Here is a 14371-nt window from a genome sequence, read left to right on the forward strand (position 1 = left end):
GCTTAACAACTTTCTGTCGCCACGAGAGTTTGATTGATGTGGGAAACTGCCTGGGAAATTCGGTCTGAAATTTGAGCAAGTCGCGTCGTATCAAACTTCATTTCTACAAAGCGAACAGAATCATGTACCACCGCCAGACCGACAGAGTCAGGCAGGCCTCCAATGAGCTGTTCGACCGCCAGTGTATAAACTCCCAACTGAAATTCATACTCTGAGATGAGCTCTTCGTCCGTTAATTGAGCCAGGCGTGCACCAGTTTTGTAATCGAGGACGACCCAGCGCTGATCATCAGTCTGATAGACAGCATCAATCATACCCGTCACTGTCACAGCAGACTCTTTGTCACCTGAAGTCGGTATACGTAGTAAAAAATCCAGTTCCCGATAATGAACGCGCGCGGTTCTCAACGCACAACAGACTTCAGACTCATACCAGGCAGAGATCTGTTGCTGAATCAGAGGTTCCAGTTTTTCTCGAACCGGTTGAGGTTGATCGAATAGGACGAGCTCCACGATCCGATCTGACAGTTCAGGCTTCAAGGGATCCAGTCGTTCAATCACAGAGTGGGTCAATGTCCCCAGTTGCGTTGCCTCATCAGCATTCAGCAAATCAGCTGTGGCCTGTATCCGGTATGGAGGCTCAGGCAGTTCCTGCAGCAAGGCATCAGTCACTTCCAGATGTGAAACGCTGAAATGTGATCGCCTGTTTTTTTGAGGTCTAAAGATTTGACACGTCTCAGGGTAACCTCCAGGAGTTCCCTGTTCGAGTGCTGTCCAGAACTGACTGGGTTTCAATTCTTTGATTTTCTTCGCCGGTTTCGTTGTAGTTTGAGGTCGATTCAAATGGACGCGAATTTCCGGAATCTGATCTGCAGGGACATTTCCCATGGTAAATTGCCCAAGATATGGATCCAGAGTCGGCAGCCCCGTTGATAGATCAAAGTGTCGCGCCAGTAGTTTCATCCACGGCGACTGGACTCTTCGATCATAGGGTAAGCCGGCAGAGAGAATCAGATAATCTGCCGCGCGGGTCACTGCCACATACAACAGTCTGATGGTTTCGTCTTCGTCGGCATTCTGTTCGATCGCACGATGCATTTTAAATGCGAAGTTTTCCGGAGTCACTCCACGCTCTGCAGGTAAATTTAAGAGTGCCCCCCATTGCGGATGCAGGAATGGGTCCTTAGATGCTCCCTGTGAACGGCGATCCATGTCGGCGACGATCACAACTGGGAATTCCAGTCCTTTGGACTGATGAATGGTCATCAGGCGAATGACATCGCTGGTTTCAGGTAAAGTCGCTGCCAGCTCTTCCTTACTTTCTTCCAGAATTGAATCTCGAATCCGCTGAACGAAATCCTTCAGAGTAAACAAGCCGGTTGCTTCAAAGTTGCGAGCCAGTTCGATCAGTTTTCGCAGGTTTGCCAGTTTACGATCACCCAGAAATTCATTTAATAAAGCCGCATCATAGCCGGTGCGTTCCAAAGCCAGATTTAATAACTCAACCAGAGACAACCGATCTTTTTTCGCGCGTAGTTCCTGCAGCACCGCCTGGGCATAGAGTACCTGGCGTTTCTGCTCGGGACGCACTTCAGTTGGTGGGGGAATCAGCATCGCTGTCGTCAGGCATTCTGCGTGACGGGTGATAGTATAGATCGTATCATCGGACAGACTGAAGAAAGGTGAACGCAACAGTCCCAGCAGGCTCAATTCATCATCGCTGTTGTCCAGATACTGACACAGATTACTCAGATCGTAAATTTCCTGTTGCGCATAAAAAGCACGTCCGCCAACCAGGTAATAATCCAGATCATGCTGCAGTAATGCTTTTTCATATAAACTGACACTCGACAGGGAGCGAAACAGGATACAAATATCCCCGGATTCCACCCGCCTTAATTCTCGTTCGCCTGTCTGCGGGTTTTTGGACCAGATGCGGGGCGTCTCATCTTCCAGCAACTGACGAATTCGAGCCGCGATCCAGTCTGCTTCGGTTTCGCGGAGCGCATCAGCCAACTTGATATCCGGGTCCTCAGGCGAAGCAAACAGGAATTCGATTCCGGGCGGGGGTGAATGCTGTTGCTGATCGAAAGGTATCAGAGATTCATAATAATGTTCCATCGCGGAAGCAAACAGACAGTTCGTAAAATTCAGAATCGCGGGTTGGCTCCGGAAATTCGTACTCAATGGGAGCCGGCCCTTTTCAGGGATCTCCTGCCTCAGTTGGTGAAATACTTCCGGGTCCGCCCGTCGAAAACGGTAAATTGACTGCTTGGCATCTCCTACCAGAAACAGTTTCCCTGTTAAAAGATCATTACCGCACAACGCACGGACAATTTCACTCTGCACAGGATCGGTATCCTGAAACTCATCCACCATCAGATATTGAATTCCAGCAGCAGACCTTTGTCGAGTATTGGGATCGCGACGGAACAGATCCCGCGTCTGTAGAAGCAGGTCATCAAAGTCCAACAGTCCTTTTTCTGCTTTACTGTCCTGATAGCATTTCGCGGCATATTCGGTCACTCTTAACACGACCAGACTGAATTCCGCCGCCGTTAGAAAGCCGGCTGGATCAGGAGACAGAGTTTCATAAACCGGTTTCAATGCATCACGCAAATCCTTGAATCCATCACGGATCTGCTCATAAACGGTAACATCATCCCAGTCTTTTTTAGTCCCGGCCCCTTGCACTTTTGCATGGTTCATCAAAGTCGCCAGTAATTCATCACGCAACCGGGGAGCGCCGTCAATCAACTCTGGAATACGTGCTTTGAGCACCTGAAACCGCTCGCGCATTTTTGGATTGGTCGGCTCATGTGAATTCATCAGTCTTAATAATTGTTGCGTCGTGTCTGAATTGGCGATCTCCGCGAGTTGCATCGGAATATAAACCTGTTCCCAGTACCCGCGCATCCGTCCCGCCAGCTGTTCCGGAGTCAATTCGCGAAACTCATCGAACTCGATACGAAACTGCTGAGGAACCAACGCAATCAACAGCTCATAGGTTTTCTCCAGACCGAAACGATACACCAACTGAATGCCGTCTGCATTTTCCTGTTTTAACAGTTCGTGTACCGCTTCATGAACAACTTTTCGCAAAAAAGTGTCACTGGTCCCCTGCTCCAGCAGACCAAAATGAGGATCGAGTCGGGCACTGACGGCATGACTCCGCAGAATGGAAGTACAAAAAGAATGAATCGTACTGATCCTTGCCGAATCCAGTCCACGAATGACGGCCTGCCAGTGATTCACTTCTGCCGGCGGACAGTTCTTCAACTGATCCAGGCAGGTTTCACGGATCCGGTCCCGCATTTCCCGGGCAGCCCGTTCTGTAAAGGTAATCGCCACGATATGGCTGAGCCGATCAGGAGGTGCTCCCGGCTCAATCAGTTTTAAAAACCGTTGTGTCAGCACAAATGTCTTCCCGCAACCCGCGCCTGCTGACAGCGCAATTGAGACATCACGCGTATTGATGGCTGCGTCCTGCTGATCGGTATAAGTGGGTTGCTTTGACATGTGATCTCGTTATGTGGCTTGTGTTTGTTCGGCGGAAGAATCCGGATCTGAATCTGCAAACTGCAGCAGATCAATCTGTTTCCCCAGTCTGTCTCGGTAACTTTCCACCTGAGAAACGCGACAGACCGATTGAAATGCCTGATCCAGATGTGCGATTTTTTCATCCACCTGCACGGGAAAAAAACCGCTGCGAATGAACGCTGCCAGATGCGGAACCAGTCCTTCCAGTGTCACTTCCAGAATCTCCAGATCCTCAGCCGAGATGGGCTCCAACAGTTTCTTTCGAGCAGATTTCAAAGGCATGACAAAGCCGGATTCCTGTATCTTCCAGTATCCCAGATGGAAGGGTTCCGCATCAGCGTCAATCATTTCCAGTCGACGGGCCGCAATCAGATACAAAGCCAGCTGCAGTTTCTTACCTGATCGTATTTCTGACGAAGAGGGAACACTACGCCCTGTCTTGTAGTCGATAATATTGAAATATTTCTGACCATTGACTGTCCCCACGTCGATCCGGTCAATTTGTCCTCGAATACGTGTCTCACGTGAACCGGTACCCAGAGTCAGATGCTGATACTGTCTTTGTGACGGGTCTGGTTCTCCGGGTACTTTTCCAAACGGAACTTCCCGACCAACAATCGCCGGCACGGAATCCCATAGTTCTTCAAACAACTGGCCATAAGTTTCTGACTGTTCGGCAAACAGACCTCCCCAATCCTCCAGAATCTGTTTTTCAATCGACAGTAGTACCTGTTGCAATTTGGATTCGACATCTGAATCGGAAACTCGCTTTTCCAGTAATTCGAGAAACAGAGGTTCAATCTGATCTGCGACATACAGTTGAGCGTTATCGCCTTCTGCACTGAGCTGTTCATACAAGCGGGTCAGAATACTGTGGACGTGGATCCCCCGCTGCAGAAAATTCGTTCTCAATTCAGGAGGTTCTGGAACCTCAATCCCCAGTACATTCTGCGCAAAAAATTGAAAGGGACAGGCCAGATACAACTCCAGTTGTGTGGTACTGAATTCGTAATCCTGCGGAAAACGCTCACAGATTGCCTGTCGAGAAGCAGCGGAGACCATGACGCCTTCATATTCGGTGAAACCTTCCTGCTCAAACCGCGCCACTGCCATTTCTGCTGCTCCCAGAATATTCCGAGCTGTAGCCTGGAATCCCGGTTCATCCAGAATTTGCAGAAACAGCCCTGGCTGATTCCGTTTCAATTCATCAATCGCCAGAATCCGAATATCACGTGTCGACATCGCCTGATCGCGACGAGGCAGTGGATTTAATTCCCCCACCTGCCGAACTGCAATTGCTCCCGGTTCATACAGATCAATTAATGCCGACAGGTAGGGACTGGCAAATAATGGCTGCCCCGTAGAGCTGATGGCCGGGTAACTCAGAATGAGTTGCTTCGTGAAGCGTGTCATCACCTCATAAAACAACAGCATTTCTTCCTGCTGTTGATTCGCGTGGCGCTTCAGCGAGAGTCCATACTCATTCAATTCTCCCCGGTCTTTTTCGCTATAAAGACAATCCTCTCGATGGCTGCGGGGAAAACTGGCCTCACTGAGCCCCCCCACCAGTAGATAGGGGACACTGAGATTTCTCAGTTGGGACGCATCCAGAACCTGAATACGACCGGCTTCTTCTGTTTGTAATGCGAGAGTCTGCTGTTCCAGCAAATCCAGCAGTAAACTACGAAACGTAATTAAATCCTGTGGAGCAGCTTCCCGCTGATGAAACTGCTCAATCTGATCGACTTCAGAGACCGCATGAAACAGAAGTTTCTGAAAACGTTCCCATACCAGTTGATCACGTTGATCAAGAGCCTCTGTTCTGGCATCCTCGTTTGACCAGGCTTTGGGTAAGCCAAATTCGTTCGCCAGCGAAGTCAGCACATCAATCCAGGTGACAAACAGCTCCTTGCCTCTCAACCTTTGCGTTTCACTGGAAAGTCGCTTCGCCAGTTGATAGGCAGACTCGACTTCCTCCAGTATCGCTTGTCGCTTTGGCTGATCCGGATAACGGGCATGTAGCTCGGCTGCTTTCCGGCATTCCTTTTCCAGAGCGTTCAAAATATCGGTTTTACCGGAGTCGATCTTCAGTTGTCGTAATATCCGGGAAAGGCTACGCACTGCAGTCCCCGACTTAAATTCAGGCCAGTCGGGTGAAAAGTAGTTCGAATCCAGGATGGACATCAAACTGTCGAAGGACCAGTTATCCAGCTCAATCTGCAGGAAGGCAAAAATCGCCCGGATCACGGGAAACCGGGAAAACTCCTGTTCCTGCCCCAGGAAGTAGGGAATCCCGGCTGCGGACAGGGTTTCATGAATCAGGTCACCGTATTCCAGAGTCGAACGAAATACCAGAGAAATCTCTTCCGGATGCACTCCCTGCAGCAGTAACTGCTTGACTTCGACCGCCAGTACTTCCAGTTCATTCCGCTGACCGGCGACTGCCAGAACCTTGATATGTTCTGCAGCCTTAGAAGGTTTCATCTCGCGAGGATTATCAAATAACGCTTCACAGATCTGAGACCGGGAAGACGCAGGCTCATTACGCTCGCAGGCAACGATTTGGATCGTTTTCGGCAATCTGCGTTCAAGAACCTGTCTGGCGACGACAGATTTAGCAAATAAATCCTGCCGCCGTAATTCATTTTCCAGGGGAAGGGAAATCAACAGTCTGCTGGTTCTGGCCGCCAACAGCTCCAGAATCTCGTACTGCGTATGTGTGAAATCAGCAAAACCATCCAGCACGATCAGATCAAATTGACCAAACGGGCCCCACATCCCCTCCTGCAGCGCAGTCCGGGCAGACCAGAACCGTCCCTCAGAATCATAACGCCGCATCTCGTGTAACGCGACTTGATAGCGATCATAGATTAATGCCAGTTCCTGATCCTTCTGACGGGAATCCATTTTCAAACGGGCACATGCCTCGGAAAACTGTTCCGGCCAGATTTCTTCCCGTTTCAATTCAGAAATGAAATGCGAGATCAAATCCAGAAACCCCGACGTTCCCGCGATGGAGCTGAAGTATTGAATCTGGCCTGCGGCGATCAGGTCATCTACGATACTCCTCAGCAGGTAGCGTTTTGAGATTTCAGGCAGGGTCTGAACGGGCTGATCCAGCGATTGTAATATGGTCTCGGCAAAGGCCTCAAAGGTAAATACATGAGGAGCAAAACAAACAGGCATTTCCGGACTGAGTAACTGATCCAGTACCTGTTTACGTGAACGGACGGTAGGAGAAATCCAGAGAGTTTTCCCGGGAGCATGCTGTTTCAGGCCCTCCTGCAGCGTCCGTCGATACTCATCCAGCAAACGATCCGTTTTACCGGAACCGGCTATACCTGTCAAAATTTGGACATCAGGCTGCATGAGGTATTGCCCGGTATAAAAGTATAATTTTCAATCACTCAATTGGTGGAAAGCTCAATTTTGACCATGGTGTCCTGAATTCTCAGATCAGTATGCTCTGAAATAACAGCCAGCGATACAAAAACAGGCCCGTGCAATGTATCCGCCCGGGCGTGAGAATTCAATTTCAGAATGATTTCCAGAAGAAACCGGTTTTAAACCCTCAGTTTGGGGAGCAAATCTTGCCACTGCTTTACAGATCGCCTACACTTATAGAAACGGTAAGGAAGCTCTCACGAGTTTCGAAACATGACAAAACACATTCCAACACCGGCGATGATTAAGAATCTTCAGGTTTGAATTGTGTTCTGTATACCTCATAAGGAATCGTCCATGCAAAAATTCCGCTTGATCAGTTCGTTCTCTCTCCTCACCCTGATCCTCTTCTCGACTGTCACACAATTCAGTTATGCGGATGAGAAAGACAAAGAGAAAGACGATGACTATTATCAGATGATGAAACTGTTTGCAGATACCTACGAGCAGATCGAACGAAATTATGTGAAAGATATCGACCGGCGAATTCTGGTAGAAGCAGCGATCCGGGGAATGGTACAGGAACTGGATCAGTATTCCAATTATATCAGCCCTAAAGATCTGTCCCGTTTTAATCAGGTAGTGGAGCAGGAATTCGGTGGCATTGGAATTCAGGTTCATATTGACGAAAACAACGGCAGACTGACCGTCATGACGCCTCTACCCGGGACGCCTGCTTATAAAGCTGGAATTCGTGCCGGTGATGTGATCGACTCAATCGAGGGAAAAACCACCAAGGGCTTTACACTTACCGAGGCGATCAAAATTCTGAAAGGTCGCGCGGGTGAATCAGTCAGTATGGCTGTCATTCACAAGGGGACCGAAGAGCCGATTCCCTTAACAGTCACCCGCGAGTTAATCCATGTGGCCACAGTTCTGGGGGACACGTACAAATCTGATGATTCCTGGGACTATATGCTCGATAAAAAAGAAAAAATCGGGTATATCCGACTGACACATTTCAGCCGCCACAGTGCAGAAGAATTGCACGCCGCGATTGAAGACCTGCAGAAACAGGGGATGAAAGCGCTCATTCTGGATCTGAGATTTAACCCCGGAGGTTTGCTTTCACAAGCAACAGAAATTTCGGATATGTTTATCAAATCCGGTAAGATTGTGAGCACAGAGGGACGGAACAGCCGTAACCGTAAGTGGGAGGCGACAGCCGAAGGTACTTATGACGGCTTCCCCATGGCGATTCTTGTTAACCGCTATTCTGCTTCTGCCAGTGAGATCGTTTCCGCCTGCCTGCAGGATCACAAACGGGCGGTTATCGTCGGTGAAAGAACCTGGGGGAAAGGCAGCGTACAGAATGTGATCGAACTGGAAGAGGGGGACAGTGCCCTCAAGCTGACCACCGCAAGTTATCACCGTCCGAGCGGTAAAAATATCCATCGTTTTCCAGGAGCAAAAGATACCGATGTCTGGGGAGTCACTCCCGACGACAAGTATCGCCTGAGACTCACCGATGAAGAGTTAGAAGCATTCGGCGAATACCGCCGCATACGCGATATTCTGGACCATAACGCCAAACTGGACAAAGACTTCAAAGACAAACAGCTTAATCTGGCATTAGACTATGTCAAATCTGCTTTAAACGAGGAAACCAAACCAGCAACCAAGGAAGAAGTTAAAAAAACAGAGAAAAAGCCAGCTGAAAAAGATGCGAAACCCTCAAAGAAAGCGGCTGCTCTGCCACAACCGGCAAAAGCACCTCTGGTGATTCAGACAACCTGATGATCTCTGCGATGTAAGCTGTCATTCCAGATAGAAGTCACAATTCGGACTGACCACCAGAGTACGTCAAAGTGTCATCAACCTGTTCACACATGAAAGCGACTTTCGGGAAGCTGTCCGATCCCGAGGGTCGCTTTTTTATTGGAAATACCGTAAATTCCCCTCTATGAATCAATCTGAAGAATATCTCCTGGCCATCGAATCTTCCTGTGACGAAACCGCTGCTGCGGTGATCACACGTGATATGCGGATTCTTTCGAATGTCGTCTCATCCCAAACCAGTCTGCACGAAAAATTTGGTGGTGTCGTTCCGGAAATTGCCTCGCGGGCACATCTGGAACGCATCTTACCGGTAATCGATGATGCATTGAAGCAGGCTGGTATCACACTGAATCAACTGACCACGGTGGCAGTGGCAACGGAACCGGGGCTGGTCGGTTCTCTGCTGATTGGTCTGACTGCTGCCAAAACTCTGGCACTCACACTCGATATTCCTTTGATTGCAGTCAATCACATTGAATGTCATTTGTTTGCCTGCCAGATGCAGGAAGATCAACCTCTGTTCCCGGCGATCGGCCTGGTCGTTAGTGGAGGGCACACGAACCTGTATCACTGTTCCGAGACACTTCAGTTTGATCTGATCGGTGCGACCATCGATGATGCTGCAGGTGAAGCTTTTGATAAAGTCGCCAAGATTCTCGGTCTGACTTATCCCGGCGGTCCTTCCATTCAAAATACCGCGATTAATGGGAATCCCAAAGCCTTTCCGTTTCCACGGACTTTTTTGAAAGATCCGGAACTGCGATTCAGCTTCAGCGGTCTAAAGACTGCGGTGTTGTATGCAGCGTTGGGAAATCCGGGAGCCAAAAAACAGCCACCGGCGCTTACCGAAGAACGCATTGCTGATCTCGCAGCCAGCTTTCAAGCGACCGTAGTCGATGTTCTGGTTGCGAAATGCCAGCAGGCGTTAACTCAATATGGTTACTCCACTCTGTGCGTGGGTGGGGGAGTCGCTGCCAATGCCTTATTGCGAGAGCGTCTGCAGGAAATGACGAAGCAGGCTGGATTCCGCTTGAGAATTGCTCCACCTGATTTGTGTACAGACAATGCAGCCATGGCTGCGATAGCCTGGCATCATCTGGATCAGGGTCGAATCGCTGCACTCGATCTGGATGTGACACCGGGGCTTGTCCGCTGATATCCGCAAACAGGCTCAAGGTTTCATGAAACTGAATGTAAAAATATCAGTGACATTCGTGAACTGGGGCGACAAAGACAATCTGACATACCTTCGATCCGGTGAAACGACTGCTGCTCCCGTGAGACTGATGCCTTCGGGGATGACCGTAATCACTGGTTGATTAGCAACCCCTCCCGTATTTTGTACTCCCGTCCCAAACGGGACCTGCCGACCAGTAGAAATCCCGGTCTGTCTGGAAACCCGAAAACTATTTAATGATTCGCGGGAACTCTTCGAGAGTTGCCCTGCGGGATCATTCAGATTGCGAATCCGCAGCCGACTGGTTTTCTGAGTATTTTGAGGCTCTTCCGCGACCTGCGATTTTTTGTCGCGCCTGCCTTTTGCCAGATTAATTCGAATCAGTTGATCCTCTTTTGACAGAGGAACAATTTTCGTTTCAACAATTGGTTGCTCCGATCCTGCATAGCGGGTGATTTTCAGTTTCGCTCTCTGTCCCACAATATTCCCGGAGACATAGCGGACTCGTACTGTATAGTTTCCCGGAAATCCGCTCGCACAAAGATATTCTTCCTTACAGTTTTCCTGCTTCGGCCCATACCCGTCATTCAGCAATACACCGCCTCCTGCGGTCAAGGGAGACTCAAAAGAACAAACAGTCCCCTTCGGCTCTTCTACGATCAAATCCAGGTCACCATCTCCGTTCCAGGTGAGTTCCAGTTTCAAATCACGTTCCAAGGCTGTTTTTCTGGCTGAACTGACTCGATCTGCTTCCGCTTTTCGCCCCTCCTTATTCAGAGACTGTTCCAAGTCGGCCAGTGCATTTAAAGCTTTTTCGTGCCATTGTTGATGATCTTTGATCCAGACATGCGTTAAGATCCCCGTTGCAGCCCACTGAATGGCTTCAGCATCTTTGATCTTTGTCGCCAGGCGTAAGCCCATGATATAAGGCTCGGGACGGGAAGGTTGCAGTTTTGCAGCCTGTTGGTAGAGCTGCAGCGCCTGGTCATCAGCCTCAAACCGGGAGAGATACGCAGCTGAATAAACCATGCTGGGTACATCGGTGGCAGAGAAATCAATGCGTGAAAGTAATACACGCTGAATTTCCTGTTGGGGCCGCCCGACAATTTCCATTGATAATGCCAGCACATCATACATCCAAGGCTGTGACTGGCCATGAATCAACGCGGCATTAATGGCAGCAATCACATGCTCATGTTTACCGGACTGATGCAGATTGAATATTAAATCATTCACCAGATCGGGAGCTGGCTTACGCTTGGAAAAATATTCATCCCAGAATGATTGAGGATCTTTCACATTCGCGAGTAATGGTGCTTTGAACTCGTTCTTTTTTTCCGGCTTACCTTTAACAGAAACGGAGCCTTTCCCCTGGGAACGGCTCCGTACTGTTGATTTAGGTTGATCAGTGACAACAGGTAATTTCTGTTTGCTGCCTACTTGACGATCACTGGTTTTTTTTTGAGTTGTTCAATCGTGCTGTTATCAAACCGAAAGGGTTTATCTTCGACCTGAAACTGAGCTTGTGATGCTTTGGTTTCAGTCTCTCCCAGGATATTATCCAGGATGGCTTTCATCTCTGCATCTTTGATAGATTTCAACTCTGCTTTTTCAGCTGTTCCTTTCGCTTTGGGGGCAGTCTGCTGTTTTGGTTTTTGCTGAGGCAAGGCATTCATCAGCAGCATTTCGGGTGCCACGTTGAATAAACCTTGACCACCGCCACCGCCACCGCCAAAGCCACCGCCACCCTGACCGCCGCCGAAGCCGCCTCCACCCTGGCCCTGTTGACCACCCTGCTGGCCGCCAAAGCCACCCTGGCTTGTTCCTACAGAGGACTGCTGTGTGGATACCGAGATCACCAGATCAGCCACAGGATAAACCCGCGTGCTTAAGATTTCCTCTGCTTTGAGGCTAGTTGTGATTTTCATCACTTCGTCTTCAACCAGATAAGTCAGACCAATTGGCTTTAAAATAATATTCATAGCACTTTTCAGTTTGATACCGCTGAGAGCCACATTGACGGGTTCATCGACAGTCAAACCTTCTTCACCCAGATCGTTGGAATTGATCAGAATGGTAATATTATGCAATTCAGCGAAGTAAGTCATTACTTCAGAGAGCGGGATGTCAGGGAAGTTTGCTTCAGTCTCTTTTTGCAGTTCTTCAAAAATTCGCTGTTCTGCAGGACTGTTGCGATGCAGGTCAACATTAGACCATTTCTTTCGACGCTCGGTCAAAGCTGTCCAGACAGGAGCTGATGGCCAGCGAATAGGAGGCTCATCGGGGAAAGGAACATGTGAGAGTTCCACCTGGTATAAGGTTTCCAGAAAACGGTCTGCACGTAAGGAACGCATCTGGAAGACTTTGGCCAACTGTCCTGCGGCTTCTGATGTAAACAAGGCAGCCGTCGCAGGTCCATTACCCGGTTCCATATCAACGGCAACACGGGCCACTGCTTCCGCTTCTTCATAGGCATCAAAGTTGCCATGTTTACCGTCCTGGATCAGAGAACGCACACGGTCGATCAACTGCTCCAGCTTTTCATCTTCCAACAGGATCTGATCTACCAGACGTTTCTGTTGTTCCAACTGAGCCAGTTGCTGTTGTTGACGAATTCGTCTTGTTTCAGCAACTTCCATCTGGCTGCGAACATCAACCATCATGTTACTCAAGCGACTTTCGAGTTGCTGACGCAAATCAATATCGATGTCTGAGGTTGATTTCAGGAAATTCAATGTCCGTTTCAGAACCCCCAAAGCTCCTTCAGGATTTTCAGCAGATTCCTGCCGGGCTTCTTCAATGGCGTTCTGAACTTCAATTTTCATCTGAGCGCCTTTAATTTGACGCAACTGTTCTACTTTACTGATAGCGTCATCAATCGGTGGCTGCGGGTCACTTTTGGAGGCAGGTTCCGCTGATTTGTCAGTTGTTGGTTGTTTTGTGTCGGCCTGAGCCAGTTGTGCTTTTTGAAAACGATCTGATATTTTCAGCAGTGAGTCAGCACGGGAATTACCGGGATCCAGTTGCTGCAACAGATTTCCATATTTTGCAGCCTGTTCAAAGTTACCACTCCGTATTGCATTGGTTCCGGCAAATTCAAGTTGAGCCATATGCTGCTCGTGTCCGGTACGAGCCAGATTCATCATCCGCTGACCAGCAAAAGCGACTCCCAGTTCCTGTCCGGGCTGCTGATTAGCCCACGGGATAGCCAGAAAGCTGTTCACTGCCTGAGAGACTGGTACACTAAACTTCCAGACGCCGTCCAGAGTTCTGTTTTTCAGTTCTACTGTGAATTTGGATGAAATGTCGCCTTTTGCGAGATAGATGGTCTCGCGGTCAGTTCTGACAGGTAAAGCTCGTGTGGTATTTAATTCTAACTGTTTGTCTGAAACACGAATTGATGCGGGATAAAATACAGGAGCCTGGATAGCTTTGACGAGTTCTTTACCAACGATCGCAGGTATATCCTGTTTCCCCGTTGCTTCATCAGAGAGAACAACACCACCTGTATAAACGCCAAGCGTTCCCAGCAGTTGCAGATCTTTTTTAGGACCTACAGCGTAGCTGTGTACTGGAATATGCTGTTCAGCCAGCTTGCCAGTCAACGCTGCCATTTCAGGAAGTGAGATCAGTTTGGCTGAACTCATTCCATCGCCGATATAAACAATAGAACGTGCCTGCTGATTCTGCAGCCCCTGCATGACTGTTTTTAATGCAGCCGAAAGATTTGTAGCACCGAGAGGAGCACGGGCAGCCAGCGATGCTACTGCCAGTTGGGCCTGACGGCTTTTGGGGGCAACGAATTCATTTACGAAGGGGGTACATTGAACGTCGACAGCGTAGACGGCGACACTCGAATCATTGGGAAGTTCATTCAACAGGGATTTGAGCACGTCCAGAGCCTGAGTCCGATGCTCGCCTACCTGACTGGCAGATGTGTCGAACAGAATCGCAATCTGCTCACCTGCGTGTGCGGGAGCCGGAAGTCGATCCGCCTTGAATTGCAAGGCGTAAAAATGTTCGCCTTCACTATTCTGATAGCTGAGGATCTGGCCAATGTTTGAGATTTCTGGAATCTGCTGTTCAGCAAAACTTTGTGGCGGGCACAACATCATTGTTGAGGCAGCCAGAACAAACATTGAAATTCCAAATCTGGATCGCGACATGATTTCTCTCTCCCGAGTAACTTTAGGCAAGAATGCTTGAACTCAAGCCAAAATGGTCAATTGCCAAATTGCGCATTCTCCTCAACTGTGCATTGTATATACAGTCTCGGACACCATTGAAGGAAATTCCCCCGATTTTCTCTTAATTCTCCAAATTTGATGCGAGTTGAAAAGGGTTTGTCGGCACGGACTGAAGTATCCGCGTAATTTGTAGTCCGATTATGGGGAAAGTAAGGGTCAAAGCCCACTTAGCGAAATCAGCGATT

General features: G+C 49.0%; 6 protein-coding genes. 2 read left to right on the top strand and 4 right to left on the bottom strand.

Going from position 1 to position 14371, the window contains the following annotated elements; genetic code table 11:
- Nucleotides 1–2: 2 nt before the first annotated feature.
- Together Pan161_RS06865 and Pan161_RS06870 are read right to left on the bottom strand one after the other, a co-directional pair.
- Nucleotides 3–3518: a UvrD-helicase domain-containing protein gene (locus tag Pan161_RS06865; RefSeq protein ID WP_145225327.1), complete on the bottom strand. Its 3516-nt coding sequence runs from the start codon at nt 3516–3518 to the stop codon at nt 3–5.
- A gap of 9 nt (nt 3519–3527) precedes the next feature.
- Nucleotides 3528–6908, bottom strand: a complete 3381-nt coding sequence (locus Pan161_RS06870) for a PD-(D/E)XK nuclease family protein (protein ID WP_145225329.1) — start codon at nt 6906–6908, stop codon at nt 3528–3530.
- A gap of 372 nt (nt 6909–7280) precedes the next feature.
- Between Pan161_RS06870 and Pan161_RS06875 the strand changes: the two genes are divergently transcribed.
- Both Pan161_RS06875 and tsaD read left to right on the top strand, forming a co-directional pair.
- The gene (locus Pan161_RS06875; protein WP_145225331.1) at nt 7281–8720 is read left to right on the top strand and encodes a S41 family peptidase; all 1440 of its coding nucleotides are present in this window, start codon (nt 7281–7283) and stop codon (nt 8718–8720) included.
- A gap of 166 nt (nt 8721–8886) precedes the next feature.
- Nucleotides 8887–9918 carry a tRNA (adenosine(37)-N6)-threonylcarbamoyltransferase complex transferase subunit TsaD gene (tsaD, locus tag Pan161_RS06880; RefSeq protein WP_145225333.1) on the top strand — a complete coding sequence of 344 codons (1032 nt, stop codon included), beginning with the start codon at nt 8887–8889 and terminating at the stop codon, nt 9916–9918.
- A gap of 15 nt (nt 9919–9933) precedes the next feature.
- Here tsaD and Pan161_RS06885 read toward each other — a convergent pair whose 3' ends face one another.
- Both Pan161_RS06885 and Pan161_RS06890 read right to left on the bottom strand, forming a co-directional pair.
- Nucleotides 9934–11238 (bottom strand): hypothetical protein, encoded by a 1305-nt coding sequence (locus Pan161_RS06885; protein ID WP_145225335.1) that lies wholly within the window; start codon nt 11236–11238, stop codon nt 9934–9936.
- A 137-nt stretch (nt 11239–11375) separates the two neighbouring features.
- Entirely contained in the window at nt 11376–14105 is a 2730-nt protein-coding gene (locus Pan161_RS06890; RefSeq protein WP_145225337.1) for a vWA domain-containing protein, read from the bottom strand.
- Nucleotides 14106–14371 lie beyond the last annotated feature (266 nt).

This window comes from Gimesia algae (genome assembly GCF_007746795.1).
GTDB classification, from domain to species: Bacteria; Planctomycetota; Planctomycetia; order Planctomycetales; family Planctomycetaceae; genus Gimesia; species Gimesia algae.